General features: G+C 69.7%; 26 protein-coding genes. 9 read left to right on the plus strand and 17 right to left on the minus strand.

Features of this window, described 5'->3' with window-relative positions; genetic code table 11:
• Position 1: 1 nt before the first annotated feature.
• Both AB0F91_RS39275 and AB0F91_RS39280 read right to left on the minus strand, forming a co-directional pair.
• Positions 2 to 604 carry an SCP2 sterol-binding domain-containing protein gene (locus tag AB0F91_RS39275; RefSeq protein WP_360606215.1) on the minus strand — a complete coding sequence of 201 codons (603 nt, stop codon included), beginning with the start codon at positions 602 to 604 and terminating at the stop codon, positions 2 to 4.
• A 19-nt stretch (positions 605 to 623) separates the two neighbouring features.
• Positions 624 to 1,256, minus strand: a complete 633-nt coding sequence (locus AB0F91_RS39280) for an SCP2 sterol-binding domain-containing protein (RefSeq protein ID WP_360606217.1) — start codon at positions 1,254 to 1,256, stop codon at positions 624 to 626.
• Between the two features lie 116 nt (positions 1,257 to 1,372).
• Between AB0F91_RS39280 and AB0F91_RS39285 the strand changes: the two genes are divergently transcribed.
• On the plus strand, positions 1,373 to 2,047 hold the full coding sequence (locus AB0F91_RS39285; RefSeq protein WP_360606219.1) for a TetR/AcrR family transcriptional regulator: 675 nt from the start codon (positions 1,373 to 1,375) through the stop codon (positions 2,045 to 2,047).
• Here AB0F91_RS39285 and AB0F91_RS39290 read toward each other — a convergent pair.
• Positions 2,036 to 2,872 carry a MaoC/PaaZ C-terminal domain-containing protein gene (locus AB0F91_RS39290; protein ID WP_360606221.1) on the minus strand — a complete coding sequence of 279 codons (837 nt, stop codon included), beginning with the start codon at positions 2,870 to 2,872 and terminating at the stop codon, positions 2,036 to 2,038. The genes AB0F91_RS39285 and AB0F91_RS39290 overlap by 12 nt on opposite strands.
• Before the next feature lie 2 nt (positions 2,873 to 2,874).
• Positions 2,875 to 4,209 carry a 3-oxoacyl-ACP reductase gene (locus AB0F91_RS39295; RefSeq protein WP_360606223.1) on the minus strand — a complete coding sequence of 445 codons (1,335 nt, stop codon included), beginning with the start codon at positions 4,207 to 4,209 and terminating at the stop codon, positions 2,875 to 2,877.
• A 94-nt stretch (positions 4,210 to 4,303) separates the two neighbouring features.
• On the opposite strand from AB0F91_RS39295, the gene AB0F91_RS39300 reads away from it, so the two are divergent.
• Positions 4,304 to 5,593: an acetyl-CoA C-acetyltransferase gene (locus AB0F91_RS39300; RefSeq protein WP_360606225.1), complete on the plus strand. Its 1,290-nt coding sequence runs from the start codon at positions 4,304 to 4,306 to the stop codon at positions 5,591 to 5,593.
• Positions 5,594 to 5,628: 35 nt separating this feature from the next.
• On the opposite strand, the gene AB0F91_RS39305 is transcribed toward AB0F91_RS39300, so the two are convergent.
• Positions 5,629 to 6,132: a DoxX family protein gene (locus AB0F91_RS39305; RefSeq protein ID WP_360606319.1), complete on the minus strand. Its 504-nt coding sequence runs from the start codon at positions 6,130 to 6,132 to the stop codon at positions 5,629 to 5,631.
• 216 nt (positions 6,133 to 6,348) lie between these two features.
• On the opposite strand from AB0F91_RS39305, the gene AB0F91_RS39310 reads away from it, so the two are divergent.
• The 5 genes from AB0F91_RS39310 (at position 6,349) to AB0F91_RS39330 (ending at position 11,277) form a co-directional block, all read left to right on the plus strand.
• The gene (locus AB0F91_RS39310) at positions 6,349 to 7,098 is read left to right on the plus strand and encodes a MerR family transcriptional regulator (protein ID WP_360606227.1); all 750 of its coding nucleotides are present in this window, start codon (positions 6,349 to 6,351) and stop codon (positions 7,096 to 7,098) included.
• A gap of 1,120 nt (positions 7,099 to 8,218) precedes the next feature.
• A complete protein-coding gene (locus AB0F91_RS39315; RefSeq protein ID WP_360606229.1) occupies positions 8,219 to 9,409 on the plus strand; it encodes an ATP-binding protein in 1,191 nt (396 codons plus the stop codon).
• A gap of 255 nt (positions 9,410 to 9,664) precedes the next feature.
• A complete protein-coding gene (locus AB0F91_RS39320; RefSeq protein WP_360606231.1) occupies positions 9,665 to 9,814 on the plus strand; it encodes a hypothetical protein in 150 nt (49 codons plus the stop codon).
• 245 nt (positions 9,815 to 10,059) lie between these two features.
• On the plus strand, positions 10,060 to 10,989 hold the full coding sequence (locus AB0F91_RS39325) for a helix-turn-helix domain-containing GNAT family N-acetyltransferase (protein ID WP_360606233.1): 930 nt from the start codon (positions 10,060 to 10,062) through the stop codon (positions 10,987 to 10,989).
• Positions 10,990 to 11,277, plus strand: a complete 288-nt coding sequence (locus AB0F91_RS39330) for a hypothetical protein (protein ID WP_360606235.1) — start codon at positions 10,990 to 10,992, stop codon at positions 11,275 to 11,277. It abuts the gene before it with no gap.
• Here the strand turns inward: AB0F91_RS39330 and AB0F91_RS39335 are convergent.
• Positions 11,265 to 11,834, minus strand: a complete 570-nt coding sequence (locus AB0F91_RS39335) for a peroxidase-related enzyme (RefSeq protein ID WP_360606237.1) — start codon at positions 11,832 to 11,834, stop codon at positions 11,265 to 11,267. The two genes, AB0F91_RS39330 and AB0F91_RS39335, sit on opposite strands and share 13 nt — an antisense overlap.
• A gap of 167 nt (positions 11,835 to 12,001) precedes the next feature.
• Here AB0F91_RS39335 and AB0F91_RS39340 point away from each other — a divergent pair, with 167 nt between their 5' ends.
• Positions 12,002 to 12,661 (plus strand): hypothetical protein, encoded by a 660-nt coding sequence (locus AB0F91_RS39340; protein WP_360606239.1) that lies wholly within the window; start codon positions 12,002 to 12,004, stop codon positions 12,659 to 12,661.
• 3 nt (positions 12,662 to 12,664) lie between these two features.
• On the opposite strand, the gene mctP is transcribed toward AB0F91_RS39340, so the two are convergent.
• Complete coding sequence (gene mctP, locus AB0F91_RS39345; protein ID WP_360606241.1) at positions 12,665 to 14,326, minus strand: monocarboxylate uptake permease MctP; 1,662 nt, start codon at positions 14,324 to 14,326, stop codon at positions 12,665 to 12,667.
• Positions 14,323 to 14,601, minus strand: coding sequence for a DUF3311 domain-containing protein (locus AB0F91_RS39350; protein WP_360606243.1), 279 nt, complete (start codon positions 14,599 to 14,601; stop codon positions 14,323 to 14,325). The genes mctP and AB0F91_RS39350 overlap by 4 nt, the downstream gene beginning before the upstream one ends.
• Positions 14,602 to 14,973: 372 nt before the next feature.
• Here AB0F91_RS39350 and AB0F91_RS39355 point away from each other — a divergent pair, with 372 nt between their 5' ends.
• The gene (locus tag AB0F91_RS39355; RefSeq protein WP_360606244.1) at positions 14,974 to 15,261 is read left to right on the plus strand and encodes a helix-turn-helix transcriptional regulator; all 288 of its coding nucleotides are present in this window, start codon (positions 14,974 to 14,976) and stop codon (positions 15,259 to 15,261) included.
• On the opposite strand, the gene AB0F91_RS39360 is transcribed toward AB0F91_RS39355, so the two are convergent.
• The 9 genes from AB0F91_RS39360 to AB0F91_RS39400 form a co-directional block, all read right to left on the minus strand.
• The gene (locus AB0F91_RS39360) at positions 15,258 to 15,833 is read right to left on the minus strand and encodes an EndoU domain-containing protein (RefSeq protein WP_360606246.1); all 576 of its coding nucleotides are present in this window, start codon (positions 15,831 to 15,833) and stop codon (positions 15,258 to 15,260) included. The two genes, AB0F91_RS39355 and AB0F91_RS39360, sit on opposite strands and share 4 nt — an antisense overlap.
• Positions 15,834 to 15,878: 45 nt before the next feature.
• Complete coding sequence (locus tag AB0F91_RS39365; RefSeq protein WP_360606248.1) at positions 15,879 to 17,156, minus strand: DUF6297 family protein; 1,278 nt, start codon at positions 17,154 to 17,156, stop codon at positions 15,879 to 15,881.
• A 412-nt stretch (positions 17,157 to 17,568) separates the two neighbouring features.
• Positions 17,569 to 18,174 (minus strand): ABC transporter ATP-binding protein, encoded by a 606-nt coding sequence (locus AB0F91_RS39370; protein WP_360606321.1) that lies wholly within the window; start codon positions 18,172 to 18,174, stop codon positions 17,569 to 17,571.
• Positions 18,175 to 18,314: 140 nt separating this feature from the next.
• Positions 18,315 to 20,135, minus strand: coding sequence for a phosphoenolpyruvate carboxykinase (GTP) (locus AB0F91_RS39375; protein WP_360606250.1), 1,821 nt, complete (start codon positions 20,133 to 20,135; stop codon positions 18,315 to 18,317).
• 354 nt (positions 20,136 to 20,489) lie between these two features.
• Positions 20,490 to 21,185, minus strand: coding sequence for a hypothetical protein (locus AB0F91_RS39380; protein ID WP_360606252.1), 696 nt, complete (start codon positions 21,183 to 21,185; stop codon positions 20,490 to 20,492).
• Positions 21,186 to 21,284: 99 nt separating this feature from the next.
• Positions 21,285 to 23,111, minus strand: a complete 1,827-nt coding sequence (locus AB0F91_RS39385; RefSeq protein WP_360606254.1) for a dynamin family protein — start codon at positions 23,109 to 23,111, stop codon at positions 21,285 to 21,287.
• Complete coding sequence (gene grpE / locus AB0F91_RS39390; RefSeq protein ID WP_360606323.1) at positions 23,108 to 23,512, minus strand: nucleotide exchange factor GrpE; 405 nt, start codon at positions 23,510 to 23,512, stop codon at positions 23,108 to 23,110. Before grpE ends, AB0F91_RS39385 begins: the two co-directional genes overlap by 4 nt.
• Before the next feature lie 129 nt (positions 23,513 to 23,641).
• Positions 23,642 to 24,268, minus strand: coding sequence for a hypothetical protein (locus AB0F91_RS39395; RefSeq protein WP_360606256.1), 627 nt, complete (start codon positions 24,266 to 24,268; stop codon positions 23,642 to 23,644).
• 32 nt (positions 24,269 to 24,300) lie between these two features.
• Entirely contained in the window at positions 24,301 to 25,881 is a 1,581-nt protein-coding gene (locus AB0F91_RS39400; RefSeq protein ID WP_360606258.1) for a dynamin family protein, read from the minus strand.
• Positions 25,882 to 25,906 lie beyond the last annotated feature (25 nt).

Below are 25,906 nucleotides of genomic sequence, written 5' to 3' on the forward strand. Positions count from 1 at the left end.
GCTACTCGCCAGTGCTGGGCTTCGGGATGTCGAAGTAGCTAGAGAACCGCACCGCTGGCGCGTATTCGCCCTTGACCTTCACGCGGCCTGTCACGAACATCGCCGCGGGGGCGGAGATGCCGGTGGCCATGCGGATGAAGTCGTCGACCGAGAGGGTGAGGGTGGTGTCCGGGGTGCGGGACAGGTCGGTGCTCGAGACGCACGCGCCGGATTCGATGACGGTTTGGAAGCGGTCGTAGCCGTCTTCGCCGGTGCCGCCGGAAAAGCGCCAGGAAACGACGAAGTCGACGTGGCGGGCGCGGTCGGCGCGGAAATGCACGGACATTCTGCGGAAAATCTCGTCGAGGAAGACCGCGCGTAACTCGGGGTGGTCGGCGAGTGCCTTGAGTTGGTCGCGGGAGGCGCGATGGACGAAGTCGACCAGGGCTTGGGTGGTCAGGCTGCTCAGTTCGATGCCGGCGCCCGCGTTTCCGAGCATGTGCAAGGTTTCCAGGACCTGCACGAACTGCGCGGGCGTGAGCTTGCCGACGTCCAGCTCGCGGGCGAAGCCGTTGACCGCGTGCCCCTCGGTGGCGGCGGAACGGGAACGCGGGAATCGGGACACGGAAACGAAGTCCAACGGCTCAGGCGGGCTTCGGGAGGTCGAAGTAGCCGATCAAGCCGGCCGCGAATGCGAGGTCGCCTTTCACCTTGATTTTGCCCGTCACGAACAGCACGGCGGGAGTTGCCTGGTGCGTGATGATGCGGAAGAAGTCGACCGGGGACAATGTAATCGTGACGCGGGGGCGGGCGCCCTCGACGGTCCGCGAGACCGTGCACGAGCCGCCGGAGATGGATGTGGCGTAGCGGTCATAGCCGCCCGCGCCGGTGCCGCCGGAGAGGCGCCAGCGGATGACGGCGTCGAGCGAGCGGGCGCGGTCCACGCGGATGTGCGCGCCCATGCGGGCGAAGATCTCGTCGAGCACGCGTTCGCGCAGGGGGCGGGAGGCGACGACGGCCTCCAATTGCGCTCGGGAGGCGCGCGAGACGAGCGTGGCGAAGCGCGTCGGGTCGATCTTGGTCAGGGAGAACGCCGGGAAGTCTTCCGACAGGCGCATGAGTGACGAGAGCAGGCGGCGGAAGTCGTCGCGGCCGAGTTCGCGGGGGTCGAGTGCGTCGGCGACGGTGTTGACGTCGAGGCCGTCGAGTGCGACGCGGTCGAGGGCGTCGAGCAGGGCGGCGCCGCGCAAACCGGCCACGTCAGAACGGTCGGCCATCCCAAGTCCCTTCCGTGCTCTTCCAGCAAAGGCTACCCATGAGTAGGTAAGCGGGCAAGCACGCGGCGACCACGGCGGCAGGTACCGTCTCCTGCTGGCGAGAGGGAGGTCGGAGAGTGCCCGACGAAGATCAGCGCCCGCCCGAGCGGGCCCGGCGGCTGCCGCGCGCCGTGCGTGAGCGGCAGATCCTGGACGCCGCCGTGCGCGTGTTCTCCCGCCACGGCTACCACGCGGCCTCGATGGACGAGATCTCCGACGTCGCCGGCGTTTCCAAGCCGATGATCTACACCTACCTCGGCTCCAAGGAAGACCTCTTCGGCAAGAGCATCCAACGCGAGGCGACGCGCCTGCTCGAGGCCATCCAGGCGGGCGCCCAGCCGGATCTTCCGCCGGACATGCAGCTGTGGCACGGGCTGCGGTCGTTCTACCGCTTCGTCGCCGAGTACCGCGAGTCATGGACGGTGCTGCACCGCCAAGCGCTGACGGTCGGGGGCACGTTCGCGGGCGAGGTCACCGCGATGCGCGGGCGGGCGATCGAGCTGGTCGCCGCGCTGGTGGTGTCCGCGGGGACGCGGAAGGGCCTGGGGGAGCAGGCCGAGTTCTCGGGCGCCGGGTTGGCCGCGGCGCTGGTCGGTGCGGCGGAGTCGCTGGCCGACTGGGCGCTGGACCACCCCGAGATCTCCGACGGGGTGCTCGCGTCGTGGCTGATGAACCTCGTGTGGCTGGGGTTCAACGACCTCGTCGAAGGCCAGGTCTGGAAGCCGCTGCCCGAAACGCACTCAGAGAGCTGAGATCACACCGTCCAGATGAGGCTTGGGCTTCCGGGCATTCCACAGCTCGAAAGCCCATCCCTCGTCCGTCGGCCAGGCGGTGAAGGCCGCGCGGCCCGGAAGCAGCACGGGCTGCTTGAAGCGGACGTCCACCGTGTACGCGTCGGGCAGGCGGCCCTCGAAGGACGCCAGGGCGTGGGCCTTCGTCCACATGCCGTGGGCGATGGCGCGGGGGAAGCCGAACAGGCGTGCGGTCAGCGGGTGCAGGTGGATGGGGTTGCGGTCACCCGAGACCTCGGCGTAGCGGCGGCCGATGTCGGCCGGGACGGTCCACAGGGCGGTCGGGGTCGGGGGGACCAATGAGGCGCGCGGCCGCGAGGAACCCGGGGAACTCGAGCGGCGCAGGTAAGTCGACACCTCCGACCACACCAGCTCCGTGCCCGCCCACAGCTCGCTCACCATGTCGAACTGCCGGCCCTTCTCGTGCGGCCGCAGGTTCTCCGCCCGCACCCGCGTGGAGAACGTCTCGCCCAGGGACAACGGGCGCTTCGAAGTGATCGAGTTCGCCACGTGCACCAGGCCGAGCAGCGGGAACGGGAACCCGGGCTCCGTCATCAGCGCCATCTGCAATCCGAACACCAGCATGTGCGGGTACGTCGCGGGCAGCACATCCGAATACCGAAACCCGCACACCTCTGCGTACGCAGCGACATGCTCGGCCGAGATCGTGACCGACGGCCGCACCAGCTCCGTGTCCGGCAGCGTCGAACCGCCGCCGCGGCGCAGCAGGGCCTTCGGGTACAGCGTCGCCAGGCTGGGTGCGCTGGTCAGCTCGCGGACGGACATCGTCACGCTCCCAGCAAGGCCTGGCCGCACACGCGGACCACGTTGCCGTTGACCGCGGCCGACGCGGGGTTGGCGTACCAGGCGATGGTCTCGGCGACGTCGACCGGCAGCCCGCCCTGGCCGAGGCTCGACAGGCGCCGCCCGGCTTCGCGGATGAACAGCGGGACGGCGGCGGTCATCTTGGTCTCGATGAAGCCCGGCGCGACGGCGTTGATCGTGCCGCCGTACTCCGCGAGCTGCGGGGCGCCGACGTTGACCATGCCGATCACGCCGGCCTTCGACGTGGCGTAGTTCGTCTGACCGACGTTGCCGGCGATACCCGCGATCGACGAGACGCCGATGATACGGCCGTTTTCACGCAGGACCTTGTCGGCGAGCAGCTTGTCGTTCACGGCGAGCTGCGCGGCGAGGTTCACGGTGAGGACGACGTCCCAGCCGCCCTCGGTCATGTTGCCGAGCGTCTTGTCGCGCGTGATACCGGCGTTGTGCACGACGACGTCGACGCCGCCGTGGCGTGTGGTGAGGTACTCGGCGAGCTTGGCCGGTGCGTCGGCTGCCGTGATGTCCAGCTGCAGTGCGGATCCGCCAACGCGATTGGCCACTGTGGACAGATCCGCGCCCTGCGCCGGGATGTCCAGGGCGACGACGTGGGCGCCGTCGCGGGCGAGCGTGTCCGCGATGGCCTCGCCGATGCCCCGCGACGCGCCGGTGACCAGCGCGACCTTGCCGTCCAACGGCTTTTCCCAGTCTGCCGGAGCCACGGCGGAGGTGCCGTGCGTGCCGACGCGGATCACCTGCGCGTCGACAAACGCCGATTTCGCCGAGAGCAGGAACCGCACGGTCGACTCGGCCGCGGCTTCGGCGCCTTCGGCCACGTACACGAGCTGCGCCGTCGCGCCGCGCTTCAGCTCCTTGCCGACGGAGCGCACGAAGCCCTCCAGCGCCCGTTGCGCGATCCGCTCGCGGCCTTCGACCAGCTCCGGCGGCGTCCCGAACACGACGACGCGGCCCGACGGCCCGACCTTCCGAATCACCGGGTGGAAGAAGCGGTAGACCTCACGCAGGTCGGTGGGGTCCTTGACGCCCGTGGCGTCGAAGACGAGAGCCCCGTGGCGTTCGGCCGCAGCCGACAGAACCTCGATCCCCGCCTCGTCAAGCTGACCCTTCAGAGTCTTTTCGAGCCGTCCGCCCGGCGCGGCGCCGAGGAGTGCGGGACCCTCGAGTGCGGGCTGGCCGGCGCGGTACCGGCGCAGCGTGGCGGGGTTGGGCAGGCCGAGCTTCGGCACCACGAACTTCCCCACCGGGGTTTTCGTGAACTGCTGATACCTGTCAGCCATCGAGCGCCTCCCGTGCCGTCTGCGTCACGTCGCAGTTTAACCTACTCACTAGTAGGTTACAGTGTGAAAGGGACGACTCAGAGAGGTGGACGTCATGGCGACCAGGAAAACCGCCGCGGTCCGCAAGGTCGCGATCATCGGCGGCAACCGCATCCCCTTCGCGCGGTCGAACGGCCCGTACGCGAAGGCGTCGAACCAGGACATGTTCACCGCCGCGCTCGACGGCCTGGTCAGCCGCTTCGCGCTGCAGGACGAGGTGATCGGCGAGGTCGCGGCGGGCGCGGTGCTCAAGCACTCCAAGGACTTCAACCTCGCGCGCGAGAGCGTGCTCGGCAGCCGGCTCTCGGCCGCGACCCCCGCGTCCGACGTCCAGATGGCCTGCGGCACGGGTTTGCAGGCCGTGATCAACCTGGCGCACAAGATCTCGCTGGGGGAGATCGACTCCGCCATCGCGGGCGGCGTGGACACGACGAGTGACGCTCCGCTGGCCGTGAACACCGACCTGCGCAAGATCCTCGTGCAGCTCAACGCAGCGAAGACCCTGGGCGACCGGCTCAAGCTGCTCACGAAGCTGCGGCCGGGCCAGATCGTGCCCGAGATCCCGCGCAACGCCGAGCCGCGCACCGGCCTGTCGATGGGTGAGCACGCGGCGCTGACGGCGAAGATCTGGGACGTCACGCGCGAGGCGCAGGACGAGCTCGCCGCGGCCAGTCACCAGCACCTCGCCGCCGCGTACGACCGCGGGTTCTTCGACGACCTCGTGACGCCCTTCCTCAAACTGGCCAAGGACCAGAACCTGCGGCCGGATTCGACGGTCGAGAAGCTGGCCAAACTCAAGCCCGTGTACGGCGGTGCGGAGGGCACCATGACGGCCGGCAACTCGACGCCGCTGACCGACGGCGCGTCGACCGTGCTGCTCGCGACAGACGAGTGGGCCAAGGCGCACAACCTGCCCGTGCAGGCCTACCTGACGTTCTCGCAGACGGCGGCCGTCGACTACGTCCACGGCGCCGAGGGACTGCTGATGGCGCCCGCGTACGCGGTGCCGCGGATGCTCGAACGTGCAGGGCTTTCCTTGCAGGACTTCGACTTCTACGAGATTCACGAAGCGTTCGCGTCGCAGGTGCTGGCGACGCTGAAGGCGTGGGAGGACCCCGCGTTCGCCAAGGAGAAGCTGGGTCTCGACGCGCCGCTCGGCTCGATCGACCGGGCGAAGCTGAACGTCAACGGCTCGTCGCTCGCCGCGGGGCACCCGTTCGCCGCGACGGGCGGGCGGATCGTGGCGACACTGGCGAAGCTGTTGCACGAGAAGGGATCCGGCCGCGGCCTGATCTCGATCTGCGCGGCCGGGGGCCAAGGCGTGACGGCGATCCTGGAGAAGTGAGTCCGGGCCCCTTGCGCGGGGCCCGGATCCGCTGTTCAGCTGAGCTGCTTTTCGGCCTTCTTGGTCAGCTTCTCCGCCTGCTTGCCGGCCTTCTTCGCGGCGCGGCGGGCGCGCCACCCGAGCGACGGCTTGCCCGCCGTGTCGCCCGCGGCCAGCAGCAGACCGCCGGCGATGCCCGCGTTCTTGAGGAACTGGATCTGCTGCGCCTGCCGCTCGGCAGGGTCCTTGATCTCCCAGAACCGGTGCCCGGCGGCCGTCGTCGGCACGAGCGTGCCCAGCAGCGCGAGCGACGCCAGCCGCGGCGCCTTGCCCGCCGCGAACGCGAGACCGGCGCCGATCTTCACGGCGGCGTCGATGCGCACGAGCGTCGCGGGATCGCGCGGCACCTGCTGGGGGACGAGGCCCTCGACCTTGTCGAACGTCTCGGTGAGGAACGGCTCGATCGCCTTCGCGTGCCCTTGGGTGTCGCGGAGCATGCCGATACCGCCGTAGATGAACATCGACGCGATCAGTGGACGGGCCACCCGGCGCAGTATCACGGTCATCGCCTTTCCTGCGAGGTCTTCGGTGCTGGTCGAACCTACAACCGGGATTCCCCGCCTGACGGTCGCCGAACCGCGCTAGCGTTGCCTAGGTGTGTATCGCGTTTTTTCTAGATTTGCTCAGCGGGCGTTAGCGGCTCTGGTTTCTCTGGGTGTCTCTGGGCGTCTCTGGTGCTTGACCTTGACGCTGCGTCAACTTTTACCGTTGACGGCATGGAATGGTCGATCCAGGACATCGCCCGAGCGGCGGGCACGACCAGCCGGACGCTGCGGCATTACGACGCCGTCGGGCTGCTCGCACCCAGCCGCATCGGCGGCAACGGCTACCGCTACTACGACTCGGCCGCCCTGGTGCGGCTCCAGCGGATCCTGTTGCTGCGCGAACTCGGCCTGGGACTGCCCGCGATCGCCTCCGTGCTCGACGGCGAACGCGACAGCGTTGTCGCTTTGTCGACGCACCTCTCGCTGCTGGAACAGGAGCGGGCGCGGATCGGGCGGCAGATCGACTCCGTACGGACCACGTTGAGGAAATTGGAGGGAGGTGAACCACTCGTGGCGGAAGAAGTTTTCGACGGCTTCGATCACACGGTGCACGAGGCCGAGGTGACGTCCCGTTGGGGTAAATCGGCCTATCGCACTGGCGACCAGTGGTGGCGGTCGTTGTCGGCTTCGGAGCGTGCGGCGCACCAGCGGGAGCAGAAGGAGATCGCCGCTGCTTTCGGGGCGGCGCGGGCTTCGGGCCTGTCGATCGAGTCTGCCGAGGCGCAGGCCATCGTGGGCCGTCTCCACGCCTGGCTGCGGCCCGCTGTGAAGACGGTGTCGCGCGGATACTTCGCGGGCTTGGGGCAGTTGTATGTCGATGATCCGCGGTATGGGTCTTACGACGCCGATTTCGGCCCTGGCACCGCGGAGTTCATCCGGGACGCGATGCGGATCTACGCGGAACGGAACCTGGCCGATTAGTACGGCGTCGGAGTGAGCGCTGGGGGTGGGGATGGTCGGGGCTGCAGACCCGCCCATCCCTCTGGGTTGGGAGACGCGTCCATCCCTCTGGTCGCGTGGGGTCGAGGTGGGTTGGCTGAGCGAGTGGTGCTGTCGTGCCCGCTCGACCGGTACGGCCGGCCCCTTCGTGACCGGTCCCGCCACGCCTTGGGCCCGGCGCGAACGGTCCACTCGCGCGGTGCCATGCCCGCGAACGGTCCCCTCGCACACGCGACTCGGCACGAACGGTCCACTCGCGCGCCGGGGAGCGCGGACGGTCCAGTCGCACCGGTCGACCGGGCACGATTGTCCCCTCGCACGCACGACTTGGCACGAAAGGTCCGTTCGCGTGGCCGCACCGGAACGAACGGTTCACTCGCGTGCGCGGGTTGGCGCGAAAGGTCCACTCGCGCATCCCTCCTGGCGTGGGCGCCGCCGTCGCGTGGGAGCGCGAACGGGGCTGACGTCGCGCCGGCGGTCCATCGACGCGGGAGAGGTCCCGTCACGACAGGCGGTAGAGCCGAACGCTCCATTCGCGCACGCGAATCGCGCGAAGAGTCCACTCTCGCGCCGGGGGAGCGGCGAAGTGCCCGGTCCTTCCGGGCGACCGGGCGCGAACGGTCCCCTCCCCACGCGGGTTGGCGCGAACGGTCCACTCGCGTGCGCGGTTTGGCGCAAACGTCCGTTCGCGTGACCGCACCGGCACGAACGGTCCTCTCGCACGCGGAGTTGGCGCGAAAGGTCCACTCGCGTGCGCGGCTTGGCGCGACAGGTCCGTTCGCCGTGGCCGCGCCAAGCGCGATCGGTCCGTTCGCACACACGACTCGCACGAAAGGTCCGTTCGCGTGGCCGCACCGGCGCGAACGGTCGACTCGCACGCGGGTTGGCGCGAAAGGTCCACTCGCGTGCGCGGCTTGGCGCGAGCGAACCGTTCGCGTGGCGGGCCCGGCGCGAAGCAGCCGGTCGTGCGGGTCGCGCGGAGGTGAGGGGACCCGTCATCAGGCGTGCAAAGTCAAAGCCACAGGGCAGTGATCGGCGACACGCGCTAGCGGGATATGGCGCAATATCGGGCCTGCGCTAGATACCCCGATACGGTGGCAGAGTGGACCCCATCCGCAATCCGTTCGCGCCCGGGGCTGGGCAGCGGCCGCCCGAGTTGGCGGGGCGGGAGCGCGAGCTGGGGGCGTTCGAGGTGGTCCTGGAGCGCGTCGCGAGGGGGCGGCCGGAGCGGAGTCTGGTGTTGACCGGGCTGCGGGGGGTCGGCAAGACCGTGTTGCTCGGGGAGCTGCGGTCGATGGCCCTTCGGCACGGGTGGGGCGCCGGGAAGATCGAGGCGCGCCCGGATGCGGAGCTCAGGAGGCCGTTGTCGGCTGCCCTGCACAGGGCGATCCGGGATCTCGCGGTCCGGCACCGGGCGCCGGACCGGGTTGACGGGGTTCTGGGGGTGCTTAAGGCGTTCGCGTTGAAGGCGAACAAGGTCGACGCGAAGCTGCGGGATCGGTGGCAGCCCGGCATCGAGGCGCCGGCCGCGCAGGGGCGCGCCGATTCCGGGGACATCGAGATCGACCTGGTGGAGCTGTTCACCGACGTCGCCGAACTCGCCGCCGACGTCGGCACCGGGGTGGCGCTGCTCATCGACGAGATCCAGGACCTGCAGCCCGACGACGTCTCGGCTCTGTGCGCCGCATGCCATGAGCTGTCGCAGTCCGGGGCGCCACTCGTGGTCGTCGGGGCGGGGTTGCCGCACGTGCCGGCCGTGCTGAGCGCTTCGAAGTCTTACTCGGAACGGCTGTTCCGCTACGCGCGCATCGACCGCCTCAGCCGTGAGGACGCCGACTTCGCCGTGATGGCCCCCATCGAACGCGAGGAAGCCGGCATCGAGCCCGAGGCGCTCGACGCACTGTTCGACGCGTCCGGCGGATACCCCTACTTCATCCAGGCCTACGGCAAAGCCGCGTGGGACGCCGCGCCCGCGGATCCGATCACGGTGAAGGACGTGCAGGTCGCGGCGCCCGAGGCGGAGTCCGAGCTGGCCGTGGGGTTCTTCGGCTCGCGCTACGAGCGCGCGACACCCGCGGAGCGCGAGTACCTGCTCGCGATGGCCGAGCTGACGCAAGGCCGCGACGACGCCGCCGGCACCGCCGACGTGGCCGTCTACCTGGGGCGCAAGCCCTCCTCGCTCTCGCCGGCGCGCGACAGCCTCATGAAAAAGGGTCTCGTCTACTCCGCCGAACGCGGACAGATCGCCTTCACGGTGCCTCACTTCGGGCACTACCTGCTCGGCCGCGATTGACAGTCGCCTTCCCCTCGCTACCGCTCTATGACGTTGCCTAGCGGTATCTAGCAAGAACACTAGATAAGCCGATACACCGCTGCCCGTTACCTCGAAGTGACCCGAGACACGCAATCTGTCCGGCGTAATCCTGGCTACCGCCGATGATTCATCGGCCAGTAAGCCACATCACCGCTGATTCGTTGGCATCCTCGTGAAAAAAGGCGCATACTAGAGACACAACCACCGAGAACCTCCAAAGGGGATGCAGAAACAATGAGCAACATCGCCGCCAAGCTCCGTGCTCGTCGCGCCGAGGCTCGTACTCGCCGGGCACTGAGCCGGGCGATCGACACCGCGGCCACCTCGACGGTGCGCCAGGAGCTCATCGCCCTCGCCCAGGCGCGTCAGCCGTTCATGCGCTGACCCAGCTGTAACTGGTTAGTGTGTCACTCACGTGAGTGATCTAGACCACAAAGTGCTGTGGCTGTAACGCCGCGCCTCGCGGTATCGATAACCAGTACGACCCCGTGATGCTGGCGGACCCCCGACCTGGCAGCATCACGGGGTTTCCACATGTCTGGACCCTTTGTCCGATTCCGCCAGCCCCTTGCGTGAACCGGCTTGCGGCGCGATGCTTGACTCCGTCAACGATTTGGTTGAGGTGGTCAATGAACGACGTGAGCCTGGCGGAGCGCGTCGCAACCGTGCGCGCGTTCAACCGCCTTTACACCGGGGTGATCGGCGTCCTCGACGAAGGACCGGCCGACGCCGAGTACTCCCTGAGCGAAGCTCGGGTACTGTTCGAGGTCGCCCAACAAACCGAGCTTCACGTGAGTGACCTGCGGAAACGCCTCGATCTCGACGCCGGCTACGCGAGCAGGCTGCTCAGCCGCCTCGAAGGCCGCGGCCTGGTCCTCCGCGAACGCAGCGGCGAAGACGCCCGCCGCCAGATCGTCCGCCTGACCGACGCCGGCCGCGATGCGTTCGCCGACCTCGACAGCCGCTCGGTGCGCCAGATAGGCGGCCTTCTCGAACGCTTCCCCGACGAAGACCAGCGTCGCCTGCTCGGCGCGATGGGGACCATCACGCAGCTCGTCGGCGACAAGACCACAGACCGCACGCTCGTGTTACGCACCCCACGACCAGGTGACCTCGGCTGGGTGGTCCACCGCCACGGCACCCTCTACGCGCGCGAGTACGGCCTCGACGAACGCTTCGAAGCCCTCGTCGCCCGCGTGGTCGCCGATTTCGCCGATCACCGCGACGACCCGCGCCAGGCCGCGTGGATCGCGGAGCTCGCCGGCGAACGCGTCGGCAGCATCTTCTGCATGCCCAGCCAAGACGAGCGCACCGCCAAGCTCCGTCTCCTGCTGCTCGAACCCGCCGCCCGCGGCCACGGCGTCGGCAAACGGCTGGTGCAGGAGTGCGTCGAGTTCGCTCGCGGCCGCGGCTATGCGGCCATGGAGCTGTGGACGCTCTCGGCCCTCGACGCCGCCCGCGGCATCTACCGCAGCGCCGGGTTCAGGCTGGAACACGAGGAGCCCACCCGCGAGTTCGGCCCGCCGGTCACCGGCGAGACCTGGCGGATGGAGCTCTAGATGTTCGTCGTCTACTGCGCCGTCTGCGACCGCCGCACGCTGCTCGGCGTCGACGAGGTCGAGTGGGTCGAGAACCTCACGCGCGGCGTGATCTCCGTGTCCGGCCGCTGCCCGCGCGGCCACGACGTGGTGGTCCTGACCGGCGACGCGTTCACCCCGCACGAAGACCCGCGCTACTTCGGGCCGGCGCCGCGCATCTGGACGAAGCCGATGAACAAGCTGCGCGCCTGGCTGCGCGGCCACTTCGAGGTGAGCCGCGACCTGCCCGGCCCGTTCTACCGCTTCTGACGCCCCATCAGGAAGAACTCCGGGTTCGGCTTCAGCGCGGTGAGGTGCGCCAGCCGGTTCGACATCGCGAACAGTGCCGTGATCGCGCCGACGTCCCAGATCTCGTCCTCGGTCAGCCCCGCGTCGCGCGCCGCCTCGAGGTCGGCCTCGCCGAACAGCGCCGAGTCCTGCGCGAGCGCCAGCGCGAGGTCGACGATCGCCCGGCCGCGCTCGTCCAGCTCCACCTGCCACGGGTTCGCGGCGACGCGGTCGGACAGCTCCGGATCCTTCGCGCGGATCCGCAGGATCGCCCCGTGCGCGACGATGCAGTAGGTGCAGTGGTTCGCCCCCGACGTCGCGACGACGACCAGCTCGCGCTCCGCCTTCGTCAGCCCGTCTTCGCGCTCCATCAACGCGTCGTGGTAGTCCATGAACGCCCGCAGCTCCGCCGGCCGGTGGCCCAGCGCGCGAAAGATATTCGGTGTGAAGCCGGATTTCTCCGCGATGGCGCCCACGCGTTCACGCAGGTCTTCGGGCAGGTCTTCGAGTTCGGTCACGGGAAACCGGCTGTCGCTCATGCCCCACGCTACTGTGCGGCTGGTTACCAAACCAACCGCAGTCACGGCGGGAACGGTGCCGCATGCGGTGCCGCCAGTTGCGTATCCGCCTACTTCCGGTCGGATCGATAACGGGAAACCCGCCACCCTTGGCACCGCGGTTCACCCGGGTGGAGTTTGCTTACCCGGTGAACTGGACCGCATACGTGGACGGTTACTGCGAGCGCCTCGCGCCCGGGCTGTGGGGCGAGCCGCTGAACGAGGTCACCAACCTGGCGTTCCTCGTGTCCGCCATCGCGGTGTGGTGGCGCGCCGACGGGCGGCGGACCGGGCGGACGCTCGCGGTGCTCGTCGGGCTCGTGTTCCTGGCCAGCACGGTGTTCCACCTGCTCGCGACGCGCTGGGACGGGGCCGCCGACTCCGGCTTCATCCTCGTGTTCGTGCTGTACTACGCCGCGAGGCTCCCCCACGTTTTCCTGGGCATGAGGCCGAAATGGTCCTGGCTCGCGGCGCCCGCGTTCGTGGTGGTCACGGCCGCGCTGGCGGCGCTCGGCGGTGGGCTGTACCTGCCCGCGCTGATCGGGCTGGCGGTGTTCGCGGGCGTGCTCGCGTACGCGCGCGACCCGTACTGGACGCACTTCGCCCTGGCGGGCGCGGTGTTCGCGTTGTCGCTGGCGTTCCGCACCATCGACGGCGTCGTGTGCGGGGATCTCCCCGTCGGCACGCACTCCCTCTGGCACCTGCTCAACGCCGTGGTGCTCTACGTGGTGTCGAACGCGATGATCGGCAAAGAGAAAGCCCCCTCACCGGAACCGAATCCGGCGAGGGGGCCATCCACTGTGGACTAGAACTCAGTGCACGCCGATGGGCCGCAGGTCCTTGTCGTGCTCGTCCGCGTGGTAGTCCTCCGGCTGGGTCTCGTCGACGCCGGGGTTCCACTTCGCCGCGTGCGCGATGGCCGAGACGATCACGGCGACCAGGATGTTCGCGATCAGCGCCACGAAGCCCGGGTAGATCTGCACGGTCGCCAGGCCGGTGCCCGAGAACGGGTGCCAGCCGAAGATCGACAGGTTGCCCATCGCGAGCGCCGAACCGCCGAAGTGCAGCTTTCCATTGGCGGGGTTGGGGATTCCGTACAGCATGATCAGGCCCCAGCCCATGCCCACGGCCCAGCCGGCGATGAGGCCGGCCTTGTGCAGCCACCGCGTGTACAGCGCGAGCGCCACGGCCGGCAGCGTCTGCAGGATCAGCACACCGCCGATGAGCTGCAGGTCGATGGAGAACTGCGGGTCGATCAGGATGATCACCAGCACCGCGCCGAGCTTCACGATCAGCGATGCGAGCTTGGCCTGCTTGGCTTCCTGCTTCGGCGTCGCGTTCTTGCGGATGTACTCCTTGTAGATGTTGCGCGTCCACAGGTTCGCCGCGGCGATCGACATGATCGCGGCCGGCACCAGCGCGCCGATGCCGATCGCGGCGAACGCGATGCCGGCGAACCAGTGTGCGAACTGCGAGTCGAACAGCAACGGGACGATGGTGTTGCCGTCGGGCTTGCCGGTGGCGTTGTTGGTCAGCGGCTTCACGCCGGCGCTGATCGCGACGTACCCGAGCAGTGCGAGCAGGCCGAGCACCAGCGAATACGCGGGCAGGGCGACCATGTTGCGCTTGATCACGTTGCGCCCGCGCGAGGCGAGCACGCTCGTGAGCGAATGCGGGTAGAGGAACAGCGCGAGCGCCGACCCCAGGGCCAGCGTGGCGTACTGCAGCTGGTTGGCCGAGGTCAGCAGGATCGACCCGGCCGGTTTGCCGGTGGCGGGACTCGGGGTGGCCAGCTTCGTCGCCGCCTGGTTGAAGATGTGGTCCCAGCCGCCGAGCTTCGAGGGCAGGTACACGATCGCCACGATGATCACGATGTAGATCAGGATGTCCTTGACGAACGCGATCAGCGCGGGCGCGCGCAGGCCCGACTGGTACGTGTACAGCGCCAGGATCAGGAAGGCGACCAGCAGCGGCAGGTGCCCGACGATGCCGGAGCCGTTGATGCCCATCGTGCGCAGCACGGCCTCCAGGCCCACCAGCTGCAGCGCGATGTACGGCATGGTCGCGACGATGCCGGTGATGGCGACGAGGAACGCGAGTGTCGGCGAACCGAAGCGGCCACGCACGAAGTCAGCCGGCGTCACGTACCCGCGCGAGCGGCTGACGGACCACATGCGCAGCGCCGGCAGCAGCACGATCGGGTAGACGACGATCGTGTAGGGCAGCGCGTACATACCGAGCGCGCCGGCGCTGAACACCAGCGCGGGCACGGCGACGAACGTGTACGCCGTGTAGAGGTCACCACCGAGCAGGAACCACGTGATCCACGCACCGAACTTTCGGCCGCCGAGGCCCCACTCGTCGAGGTGGTCGAGGGTCGCGCCCGCCTTCCAGCGCGACGCGACGAACCCGAGCACGGTGACCAGGGCGAAGAGAATGATGAAGATGGTCAGCTGGACCCACTGGATGGTCATCGGCTCTCACCCTCGTCGAGGTCGTCCACGCTCAGCTTGTCCGGCTCGTCACTGGTCGGCTCCTTGCGGGTCGCCCAGTAGACGATGCCGGTGCACAGCACGCCGGCGGCGACGAACACGAGCTGGAACCAGTAGAAGAACGGCATGCCGAAGAGCCGGGGGCCGTCGAAGTTGAACAACGGCGTGACCAGGATCAACAGCGGGACGATCAGCAGCAGGTTCCACGGGCTGAACTGAAACCCGCGCACCCGCCCGTCCGGTCTTGTTGTGGACATCGGGACCTCACCTAACACTCACACGACACGCGACGGGCCTGACCCTAGAACTTCGGCCACACGGGCGTCACGTGAACGGGACAACGATTTGATCAGCCCAGGTCAAGGGCTTGGGAACGGTCTTCGGAGAGGTTTGCGGGGCACTTGCACCGCAGCGGTCAATCCGGTCTTCAGGGCAGGAAGTGTCCGGATCCGAGCTGTGGACAAGCTCGTGGACAGCTATCTGGGGACGGTTTCGGTGTTGATCTAGGGGCTGTGGGCGGCCGGCTCGGTGACCCCAGGTGTTGTGGTCGCGCGGCTCGCGGCGTTTTCCACACCTTGTGCACAGAGTTGTCCACAGGCAGTGGACAACTTTCGACTAGACTGCGGGGCATGGTTCGGGTGCCGTTGACGGACGAAGAGCGCTCCCGCGGTGAGCGCCTCGGGGTGGCGCTGCGCGCTGCCCGCGCGGACCGCAGCATGGTCGACGTCGCGGCCGAGGCCGGCATCTCGGTGGAAACGCTGCGGAAGATCGAGACCGGGCGCATCCCGACGCCGGCGTTCTTCACGGTCGCGGCGATCGCCGACGCGGTGGGGGTACCACTGGACGTGCTGCGGACGGCGTGCGAAGACCCAGAAGCGGACCCTGCGTTCAAGGCCGCGTTGTCCCAGGCCAGCTAGGCGCGCAGCTTCGCCAGGATGTGGTCCCGGTCGTTGATGAACGCGCACGCGCGCACCGGGAGGTCGAAGGAGTTCAGGAGCTTTTCGAAGTCCGAGAGTTCGTCCGGGTTGAGCGGCACGCCGGCGATGGTGATGTGGGCGGCGAGCGTGTCGGTGAGCTCTTCCCATTCGCCGGACCACTGCAGCGTGCGGTAATGGGCCAGGTCCTCGGCCGGGAGGCGGTCGGCCAGCAGGTCGAGCAGGCTGTCGGTGAAGTAGCTGATGCGGTTCTCGGCGCGGTCGGCCACCGTCGGGTTCGCGGGGTCGCGCGCGGTGTCCGGGTTGCGGATCACGCCGGCGCCGGCGACCGGGTATCCCGTGTGGACGAAGCCCTCCGGATCGACCAGCACCACGACCTGCACGCCGTAGCGTTCGCCGACGCAGCGCCAGCGGCCGTTGTACTGCCGGGTGCGAGGTTCGCTCGGATCGTTGGCGACGTCCTTGATCACCGCGATGATCTGCTCGTCGGTCCAGCCGGGTGGGAACTCGCTGGTTGCCCGGCGGCCGGTGCCCGGAGCGTGTCCACCGCCCACGTCAGCTCCTCTCGTCCGGTGGGAGCCTAACCCGCCGGGCGCGGGTCAGCCGAGCAGTGCGAGGGCCGCGATTCCGAGCACCAGGAGGTCGGGTCCGCGGAAGAGCTGGCGGGCGAGGTTCGCGGGCAGCGGACCCGCTGGGGTGTCGACGAATCCGGCGCTGCTGTAGTCGACGGGCTTGCGGGTGACCGTGCGCAACACCGACAGCACAGCGAGTGCCACGGTCACCCACGACAACGCGGAGACCGACGTGCCGAGCGCCGCGAGCGCGACCCCGAGCAGCGCCGACCACACGACGGCGACGACGGTCAGCACCGCGCCGTGGGCGATGACGAGCTCGGAATCCGTGGAGCCCAGCCAACGCCGGCGGCCGGGGTTGCGCCACAGCACGCCGAGGCCGGCGCCGAACGGGGTCAGCGCGACGTAGCCCCCGAGGCCGACGAGCACCGAGCCCGGCAACGTCGGCACGGCCACGTGCCCCACCGCGACGGCGAGCGCGACGAGCAACAGCATTCCCGCATACCGCGAGCGCCCCGCGATGCCTGCGACCGCCAGCCTGAGCGGTGTCGGCCGGCCCAGCGACCACCGGCCCGACGCCGTGGCTTCGGGCAGCATCATCATCGGGTCGAGGAACGTGACGGCTACCGAGCGCAGCACGCGCGCGTTCCAACCGTCCAGCAGGATCGCGCGGCCCGCGCGCGTGACCGGTTCGCCGCCGAACGACAGCGCGACGGCGCACAGCAGGATGCCGGCGCCCGCGTACTGCACCGCGATGGGCCCGAGGTGCGCGGCCGCGATCACGACGCCCAGCACGGCCAGCAGCACCGGCCCGGCGGTGTCGACGCGCAACGCAGTGCGCCGCGCGGTGGCGAACACGAGGAGCGCGCTGCTCGCGACCAGGGCGAGTGCCGCGCGCCACAGGTCCAGCGAGCTGCCGCCCACGGCCAGCATCAGCCCGGCGAGGTAGGCAACGACGATCACGAAGCCGGTCAGGCCGCCCGCCAGGCGCGCCGCCACCACGCGGCGGCGGTCCACGCGGGCGAAGTCCAGCCAGGTCAGTTCCGCCGGTTCGGTCCAGACGAAGCCTCGCCGGAGCAGGCTGCGCCAGCCCACCGCGCAGCAGAGCGTGACGAGGCCGAGCACGGCGGGGTAGTCCACAGGGGACGGTCCGAAAAGGACCCGGTGCCACGCGTCGGTGCGGAAGAACGCGGTGAAGAGGAAGCCGACGCCGAAGATCAGGACGAAAGTGGCGCTGTCGCCGCTGAAGATCCCCCCGAAGCGCTTCCGGCCCGGCACGCGGAGGCGGGTACCGAGGGTCACCACGGGAGGGCCCCGCTTTCGGCCACCGGGAACCGAGCGCCGACGAACGCGGGGCAGCGGTGCGAGTGGACGACGCCGCCACGATCACCCCGCGCCGCACGTGGCGCATCCAGGGACGGCAGCAGGCTCGCGGGCCCGCGCTCACGGCAGGCAGTGGGCTGCCGCAGCGCGAAGATGCTGAGATCGCGGTGGCTGGACCGCTGTGCGCTCGAGGCGCGACGCGGTTGCGGCGCAGGGTCGGCGAGGGGCCGCGCGTGGGCGGCGGCAGGTACGCACGCCGCCGCGAAAGGTGCGGGGAAGCCGAAGCCAAGGCCCCGCAGGCAGAAGCCGGTGAAAGCGCGCGACGCGGGACGGGCGCCGGGCACGGCACGAACCCGCGAGCCGACCGTCGCCGCGCTGGAGGGGGAGGCCGGGGTCACCACAGTTCGAGGACGCTGTCGGCCGCGTCGAGGAGGGGTTGGTGGTGGGTGGCGACCACGACGGCTGCCCCGGAGGAGGTGGAGCGTTTGATGAGGTCCACGAGCCAGTCCTTGCCCGCGGTGTCGAGGGCGCGTTCGGGTTCGTCGAGGAGCAGGACCTTGTGCGGGCGGACCGTGACGCCGAGGAGCAGCAGGCGGCGGCGCTGGCCGGCGGAGAAGTGGCCGGCGGTGACGCGTGCGCGGTCGGCGAGGCCGGCGTCCGCCAGCAATGCGTCGAAGTCGCCCAGATCAACATCGAAGGAGCCGGCCAGGAGTTCGAGGTGCTGCATCGGCGTGAGCTCCGCGAAGAAGTCGGAGTCGTCGAACAGCACGGAGACCTTGCGGCGGAAGGCGACGCTGCGTTCGTCGGGCTTCTCGCCGTCGATGCGGACGCGGCCGCGCTGCGGTTCCTGCATGCCGTACAAACACCGGAGCAGCGTGGACTTGCCGACGCCGTTGGGGCCGACGAGCACGGCGCACTCGCCGGGGTCGACGGAGAAGTCCAGGTCGTCGAGCAGCCACAGGTCGCCGGCCTTCACGCCGAGGCCGCGGGCGTCGATGATCATCGGCGGGACCACCGTTGCGCGAAGGCTTCCATGCGGCTCACGCTACCGGGCGCTCCCGACGATCCCCGGGCCGCTGCAGCACGAAGGGGACGTTCGCACCACAACGGTACGAACGTCCCCTTCGGACGGACAGAACGTCAGCTCAGGCGATGGGCCAGCGCGTCGAGCTCGTCACGCAGCGAGGTGGGCACTTCGCCGATCTTCTCGAACCACTCCTCGATCAGCGGCAGCTCCGCGCGCCACTCGTCGGCGTCGACAGCCAGCGCGGCCTCGATGTCGGAAACCGGCTCGCTGAGGCCCTCGGTGTCGAGGTCCTCGGCGCGCGGCATGAAGCCGATCGGCGTCTCCACGGCGTTCCCGCGACCCTCGACGCGCTCGAGCACCCACTTGAGCACGCGCGAGTTCTCGCCGAAGCCCGGCCACAGGAAGCGGCCGTCGTCGCCGCGGCGGAACCAGTTGACGTAGAAGATCTTCGGCAGCTTGTTCGCGTCGGCGTTCTTGCCCAGCGTCAGCCAGTGCTTGAAGTAGTCACCGGCGTGGTAGCCGAGGAACGGCAGCATCGCCATCGGGTCGCGGCGCACGTTGCCCACCGCGCCGGCCGCGGCCGCCGTCGTCTCCGACGACATCGTGGCGCCCATGAACACGCCGTGCTGCCAGTCGCGGGCCTCGTTCACCAGCGGCACCGTGGTCTTGCGGCGGCCGCCGAACAGGATGGCCGAGATCGGCACGCCCTGCGGGTCGTCCCACTCCGGCGCGAGAATCGGGCACTGCGACATCGGCGTGCAGTAACGCGAGTTCGGGTGCGCGGCCTTCTCCTCGGACGCCGGCGTCCAGTCCTGGTGCTTCCACGATGTGGCGTGCTCAGGCGTGTTCTCCATGCCCTCCCACCAGATGTCACCGTCGTCGGTGAGGGCGACGTTCGTGAAGACCGTGTTGCCCTTTTCGATGGTGCGCATGGCGTTCGGGTTGGTGTGCCAGTCGGTGCCCGGCGCGACGCCGAAGAAGCCGAACTCCGGGTTCACGGCGTAGAGGCGGCCGTCCTCACCGAAGCGCATCCACGCGATGTCGTCGCCGAGGGTCTCGGCGCGCCAGCCCGGGATGGTCGGCTGCAGCATCGCGAGGTTGGTCTTGCCGCAGGCGCTCGGGAAAGCCGCCGCGACGTAGTGGACCTTGTCCTCCGGCGAGATCAGCTTCAGGATCAGCATGTGCTCGGCGAGCCAGCCCTCGTCGCGCGCCATGACCGAGGCGATGCGCAGCGAGTAGCACTTCTTGCCCAGCAAGGAGTTGCCGCCGTAACCCGAGCCGTAGCTCCAGATCGCGCGCTCCTCGGGGAAGTGCGAGATGTACTTGGTGTCGTTGCAGGGCCAGGCGACGTCCTTCTGACCCGGCTCGAGCGGGGCGCCCACGGAGTGCAGCGCCGGTACGAAGTCGCGCTCAGTGCCGTCCGGGTTGATGAACTTGTCCAGCGCCGCCTTGCCCGCGCGGGTCATCACGCGCATCGATGCCACGACGTAGGCGAAGTCAGTGATTTCCAGACCCAGCTTGGGGTTCTCGTCGGAGAGCGGACCCATGCAGAACGGGATCACGTACATCGTGCGGCCCCGCATGCACCCGCGGTACAGCTCGGTCATCGTGGCCTTCATCTCGGCGGGCGCGACCCAGTGGTTCGTGGGGCCGGCGTCCTCCTCACGCTGCGAGCAGATGAAGGTCCGGTCCTCGACACGAGCGACGTCGCCCGGGTCGGAAGTGGCCCAGTAGGAGTTCGGCTTGGCCTTCAGCTTCACGAAGGTCCCGGCCTCGACCAGCTCGTCGTTGATCTTCGCGGCCTCTTCGTCGGACCCGTCGACCCACACCACGCGGTCCGGGGTGGTCAGCTCGGCGACCTCCCGGACCCAGGACAGCACGCCACTGTGCGTCGTCGGCGCATTGTCCAGTCCGGGGATGGCGACTGCGGTCATCTCTACTCCTGACTTCCGAACTTCCGACGACAAATAAGCCCACACGCCGGACCGCGGTGTCCGGGTGCGGGCCTCGTTGCCGGCGACCGAATGGCTTCGCACACCGGGGGTGAGCCGGTGTGCGGGTTTTTGGGATTCCTCGACTGTAGCCGGATGACCGGCAGGTAACCGAGAGCTGACCTGTCGGTTCTCTCACAAGAACGATAAGGGAATCGATTCAGTTGTCACCGGATTGGGCCAGCGCCGGAAATCCTTTCGATGCGGGGCGCTCAATTCGGAAGAAGATCAGCGCGTCCGGAAACGACAACGGGCCCGGCGAGAGCCGGGCCCGTTGTGACGTGAGTTACAAATGGGTCAGTTGGGACTGATCCATTGTCCGGTTCCCGAATCGATCTTCGCGACGCCCGAGAGCAACTGCGTGCCATCGCCGCCCCAGATGGAGTCGCTCGCCGGGTCGGCCGCGCGGACACCGGCGCTTTCGGCCTCGGTCCACTGGCCGGCGCCGGTGTGCTCGTAGGTGGTGGTGCTGCCGTCGGCGCCGATCTCCACCGCGACGTCGGCCTCGCCGTCGGCGTCGGTGTCGGTGAACGCCATCGTGCCGCCGTCCTTGGTCTCGACGATCGCGGTGTCGTTGTGGCCGTCGTGGTCGGTGTCGATCGTGGCGACGCCGGCGTCGACCTGGCCGTCGGGCAGGTCGGCGTGGATGTGGCCGGTCGTGGAGTCGTCCTGCGAGTGGGGGTCGGTGCCGCCCGGGTGCTCAGCACCGCCGGACTCGACCCACGCGCCACTCGATTCGTCGTAAACCGCCTGGTCCACGACGTGGCCGGAGCTGTCCAGCACGGCGTACTGGTCGGCGACGCCGTCGCCGTCCGCGTCGATGAACGCCTGCGCTGTGCCGTCGTCGTGCTCCACGATGGCGGTGTCGTCCACGCCGTCGGAGTCGACGTCGTAGTTGACCTCCGCCTGGTAGTCCTGGCCTTCGACGTGGACCGTCATGGCGTCGGGTCCGCTGGCGTCGGTGTCGGTGCCGCCACTCTCGTCGACCCACATGGGAAAAGCCCCCTTTTAGGACCAGGTCTCGCCGGCTGCGTTCTGCTGTCGATCGGTAGGACTCACGTTAGGCCGGTTCGGTTCCCGTCCACAAGCTGATCAACCCCGGTCACGCAGCGTTCGGATGCGCCCGAGCAGCGATTCCGCCCTCGCGTGGCCGTCGGTGGCCTCCTTCAGGCGCTTGGAGGTGATCGCGATGTTCTTGGCCCGCTCCTGCGCGCCCATTTTGATCGTGCGGTCCACGTCCTTGAGCTCGGCCTCGATCGCCTCGATGCGGCGGCTCAGCGCCTCGTCGAGCGCCATCGACAGCTGCTGCTCGGCTTCGATGAGCTGCTCGGCCACGAGCTGGTCGAGCGTGGAGCGAGCGTCGGCGATGGCCTCCACCAGCCATTGCTTCATGTGCTGCTTGTCGGCGGCGTGCTTGCGCGTGCGCGCCATCCACCAGCCGGCGCCGAGGCCGATGATGATCGTGGCCGGCAGCACCACCGGGTTCAGGATCGCGACACCCGCCAGCGGCAACGCGGCGATCTTGCCCGCGCCCACCCCTCCCGAGATGCCCATGAACACCAGGAGCTTGTCCTCGGCCGTCGGCGGCTTCTTGTCCGGTGGCCGCAGCACCACGGGCGGCCCGCCGGCCCGCGCGAACTGCGCGCGGATCACGTCGAGCTCCTCGGCGGAGAACAGCTCGGACAACGCCACGTTGGTCACGTGGTTCAGCCGTTGCGAAAGCAGCATCGACACCCGCTGCGAGGTCGTCTGCAGCGCGAGGTCCACCTGTTGCGGCAGCGCGGCGAGCTCGTCGCGCTTCGCCGAGTCGATGCGCTGGCGGAAGTGGGTCTGCGCGTCACGCATCTGGCGACTGCTCTCGTGGCCGACCTCCACGCGGGTGCGCTGGATCTCGCCGCGCAGCTTGAGCTGCCAGCCGCGGGTCGACGAACGGCGTTCGGCCTGCAGGTGGTCCCGGCGTTCGCGCAGCTGCTCCGCCTCGGCCTCGCCGGCCGAGAGCGCCCGGCTCTCGGCCTGCAGCTTCGCCTTGATGCCGGCCAGCGCACTGGAGAGCGCGCGCAGGGTGTTGGCCTCGGCCAGCATCATCGAGCGACCGACGAGCATCTCCTGCAGCGCGACCTGCACGGCGGCGATGCCCGACTTCTCCCGCAGCATGGCCGCGACCTGCTCGTTCGGGGCTTTCGCAGCCGTTTCGAACACGCGCGCCGACACGGGGTGGAACACGGCGTCGGCGAAGCGGGGCGCGTGCTGGGCCAGCAGCCGGCGGTCGGCCTCGAGGATCTCGCGCCAGCCGCGGAAGGCGTCGGTCTTGGCCAGCACGAAGAGCACGGTTTCGACGCGGTCGGCTACATCGCGGAGGAACTGCAGCTCAGTGGAGGTGAACGGCGCCGACGCGTCGAGCACGAATACCAGCGCCGTCGCGCTCGCCGCCGCCTCGCGGGCGAGCTCGCCGTGCAGCGAGTCGAGGCCGCCGACGCCGGGGGTGTCGACGAGCGTCACGCGTTCCAGCAGCGGGACCGGGCCGGAGACGTCGACGTAGCGCGGCGGGATCTGGCCCGGCGGGAGCTCGTGGGCGGCCGAGACCCAGTTGACCAGCTCGGTCAGCTGGATCGGCACGGGCGCGAGCTGGCCCGGATAACACGCCTGCGCGCCCCACTGCTCCGCGTGCTCGAAGACGAGGTACGTGGCCGTGGCGACGTCGGCGTCCACAGGGGACAGTCCCGGGGTCGCGAGCAGCGCGTTGACCAGCGTGCTCTTGCCGCGGTTGGTCTCGCCGACGATCACGACCGACGGTTTCGCCGCGCGCGCCCGGCGCACCTCGTCCACCCATTGGGCGGCCTGCGGATCGGCGTCGCGGACCACGGTGAGCAGCTGCTCGCGCGCGGCCTGGACCTGGGCGGGAAGGCTGGGAGAGGTCACTGGGCTCGCTTCGCGTAGACGGTGACGATGGGCGCGCGCAGCAACCGCTCGCCCTCGGCGAAGCCGATCACCTCGGTCTCGGCGACCACGCCGTCGAGCGCCGGGTCGTCGGTGGGGATCGCGCCGCCGGCCTCGTGGCACGCGGGGTCGAAGCGCTCGCCGTCGGGGCGCAGCGCCGTGACGCCGATGTCGGCGAGGCCGTGTTCGAGCCGCTGGACCACGCCACCGCTGCGGGCGCGGTCGAGCGCGTAGAGGCAGAGCTGGATGAGCGCCTGACGATCGGCCAGCGCGCGTTCGAGATCACCGGGGGCAGCTACGACGTCCACGTCCGTGTTCGACGCGGACGTGTCGGCGGTGGTTCCGGGGTCCCCGTCGGCGGGTTCCGTGCGCCGGTTGCGCAACCAGGCCACACCCCTCACCCCTGTCTCGTCCCGCGGACCGCCCGTTCGGCCCGCCGGGATTCCACCAGTCTGGAGGAGATCTTTGCCAGTCGGGCGCGAATCCGAGAGCGCAAACGCTTGCGTACGCCGTCAGGCGAGGTCGCGGATCACCGAGCGCATCGCCTGCTCCAGCGAAGGCACGTCTTCGGCGAAGCGCGAAGACACGAGGATCTGGTCCTCGGCGGTCCGGAGCCACACGCGGCCCGCCACGGAGATCTCGATGACCGAAAGCCGGAAGGGCCGCGCCCGCCGGCCGAGGTCGACCTCGGTCTCGCGGACGAGCTGTCCCAGCCGGTCGCCCGCCACGATCTGGCGCCGGTAGAAGCCCGCGGCCCCCAAAGCGGCGTGCAGTGCCGGCCGCCGGGCCTCCGTGAAGTGGCGCGCGGCGGCGGGCGTGAAGTGCTGGATGGCCAGGTCGATGGCCGAGCCGTCGCCGGGAGCGGGCCGGCCGAAGCGGCTGCGCGGCGTCCGCGAACCCGATTCGCCGCGAACGCGGATGAAGTCCAGGAGGTCGGTCCACCAGTCCGCCCACTGGGCCTGCACGGCGGCGCGGTCGATGGCCGGCGGCACGCGCACCGGAACCGCGGGCTCCACCGGAGGCAGGAGCTGGCCCTCGGCTACGGACAACGCGAGCACGTCCCGGAGGTACAGAGCGATGTCGATCTCCTGCTCGCTCCCCCAGGACGCCCGCCACGAGGTGGTGTTCTCCAGCCGCACGAAATCCACCCTACGCGTGACCGGCGACAAACCTAGGGCATGCGGATCTGTTGCCAGATCAGGAAATAGGCCCGGTGGACGACGTGCGCCACGCGGCTCTGCGCGGGCGTTGCGCCGAACGAGGCAAAGGAGCGCCACCAGCCCGCGCGTTCGAGGGCGTGGGCGGCCAGTTCCGGCCGGGCGGCGCCGGGGAGTCCCAGCTGCGCGCCGAGGTCGGCGTTGCTGCCGACGCGCAGCACCTCTTCGGCGAGGTCCTCCGGCATGTCGACGGCTCCGGAGGCCACCAGCGTCAACGCCTCCAACAGCCGCAGCTGGTGCGCCTCCGGCTTGGCGAGCAGGACCTCGATCGCGTCGTGCACGCGCTGGCGTTCGCCGGGATCGCCCGACGCGTGGGCCAGCGCGGTCACCGACGCGAGCGCCGCGGCGGCCTTGATCCCGTCGGCGCGCGCGGCGAAGACGACGGCCAGGCGCTGGCGCACCGCGTCGAGGCCCGACGCGTCGAGCAGCACCCGCCGCAGCGCGCCCGCGGTGATGGCGGGCTCGGCGCGGATGGCGTCGACGGCGCGGCCGACGCCGTACAGGTCGAGCTTTTCCAGCAGCCGGAGCCGGACGCCGGCGGGGACGTCGCACTCCCAGCTGGTGAAGATGTCGGCCGAGATGAGCATGGTCTCGAGGACCTCGTCGTCGAGGTCGGCGAGCTGGTGCAGCGCGTCCGCATCGGCCGAGGTGAACCCACCCGACTCCGCGGACTCGGCGATCAGGCCGATCACGGGCAGCACGTCGGCGACGCGCGGCTTGAGCGTGCCCGCCTGCTTCTCCGCCAGCAGCTTCGCCGCCAGCCAGATGTCGCCGCCCGAACCCTCGACGGTCTCCGCGACGATCGTGTCGGCTTTGTTCAGCACGGCGATCGCGTTCACCGGGCCCGCCTCGCGGCTCGCGGTGGCGGCGGTGAACGCGGCGAGCGCCTGCTGGTCGTCGGCTCGCACGCCCTGCGTCACCACGTAGAGCACGGCTTCCGCGCCGGCGACGGCGTTGCGGGAGGTGTCGTCGAGGTTGTCCGAACCGGTGTCCTCCTGCGCGGCGCCCAGCAGCTGTTCCGTGCGCGAGACCGACGCGGCGTCGAGCGAGCCCAGGCCCGGGGTGTCGATCACGGTCATGCCCTGCAGCACCGCGTTGGTCAGATAGGCCTCGAGGTGCGAGACCTTGGTGATGTCCACGCCCAGCTCGGCCGGGATCGACCCGTCGGCGGCGAAGGGCAGCACCTGCTTGGTGCCGTCGGTGAACACGACCTCGACGCGGTCGACCGTGCCGTACTGGAAGCGCGTGACCAGCCGCGTGCACTCACCGACGTCGGTGGGCGCGACCCGGCGGCCGATCAACGCGTTGACCAGCGTGGACTTGCCCGACTTGATCCGCCCGGCCACGGCGACCTGCAGCGGCGCGGCGAGCCGGCGCTGCACTTCGGCGAACCCGGCGGCCGTACGCGGCGAGACCTGCGAGGCGAGCCGGTGGCACAGGTTGGCGACCGACATCGACAGCGGGCCCGCGAGGCGCCCCTGCTCCGTCACGGCCCGCCCCTCTCGTCCACTCGTCCCGCCGGGAAATCGTGCCATGCCCGACCACCGCGAGTACGACCGA

The organism is Amycolatopsis sp. NPDC023774 (assembly GCF_040639695.1).
In the GTDB taxonomy this organism is placed as follows: Bacteria; Actinomycetota; Actinomycetes; order Mycobacteriales; family Pseudonocardiaceae; genus Amycolatopsis.

What these genes read in the sequence shown, in the direction of transcription:
- AB0F91_RS39290 (WP_360606221.1), bottom strand. Translation starts at nt 2,872, where the DNA reads ATGTCCGTCCGCGAGCTGACCAGCGCACCCAGCCTGGCGACGCTGTAC.
- AB0F91_RS39335 (WP_360606237.1), bottom strand. Translation starts at nt 11,834, where the DNA reads ATGAGCGACAGCCGGTTTCCCGTGACCGAACTCGAAGACCTGCCCGAA.
- AB0F91_RS39310 (WP_360606227.1), top strand. Translation starts at nt 6,349, where the DNA reads ATGGAATGGTCGATCCAGGACATCGCCCGAGCGGCGGGCACGACCAGC.
- AB0F91_RS39325 (WP_360606233.1), top strand. Translation starts at nt 10,060, where the DNA reads ATGAACGACGTGAGCCTGGCGGAGCGCGTCGCAACCGTGCGCGCGTTC.
- mctP (WP_360606241.1), bottom strand. Translation starts at nt 14,326, where the DNA reads ATGACCATCCAGTGGGTCCAGCTGACCATCTTCATCATTCTCTTCGCC.
- AB0F91_RS39295 (WP_360606223.1), bottom strand. Translation starts at nt 4,209, where the DNA reads ATGGCTGACAGGTATCAGCAGTTCACGAAAACCCCGGTGGGGAAGTTC.
- AB0F91_RS39350 (WP_360606243.1), bottom strand. Translation starts at nt 14,601, where the DNA reads ATGTCCACAACAAGACCGGACGGGCGGGTGCGCGGGTTTCAGTTCAGC.
- AB0F91_RS39400 (WP_360606258.1), bottom strand. Translation starts at nt 25,881, where the DNA reads ATGGCACGATTTCCCGGCGGGACGAGTGGACGAGAGGGGCGGGCCGTG.
- AB0F91_RS39380 (WP_360606252.1), bottom strand. Translation starts at nt 21,185, where the DNA reads ATGTGGGTCGACGAGAGTGGCGGCACCGACACCGACGCCAGCGGACCC.
- AB0F91_RS39300 (WP_360606225.1), top strand. Translation starts at nt 4,304, where the DNA reads ATGGCGACCAGGAAAACCGCCGCGGTCCGCAAGGTCGCGATCATCGGC.
- AB0F91_RS39280 (WP_360606217.1), bottom strand. Translation starts at nt 1,256, where the DNA reads ATGGCCGACCGTTCTGACGTGGCCGGTTTGCGCGGCGCCGCCCTGCTC.
- AB0F91_RS39330 (WP_360606235.1), top strand. Translation starts at nt 10,990, where the DNA reads ATGTTCGTCGTCTACTGCGCCGTCTGCGACCGCCGCACGCTGCTCGGC.
- AB0F91_RS39355 (WP_360606244.1), top strand. Translation starts at nt 14,974, where the DNA reads ATGGTTCGGGTGCCGTTGACGGACGAAGAGCGCTCCCGCGGTGAGCGC.
- AB0F91_RS39320 (WP_360606231.1), top strand. Translation starts at nt 9,665, where the DNA reads ATGAGCAACATCGCCGCCAAGCTCCGTGCTCGTCGCGCCGAGGCTCGT.
- AB0F91_RS39375 (WP_360606250.1), bottom strand. Translation starts at nt 20,135, where the DNA reads ATGACCGCAGTCGCCATCCCCGGACTGGACAATGCGCCGACGACGCAC.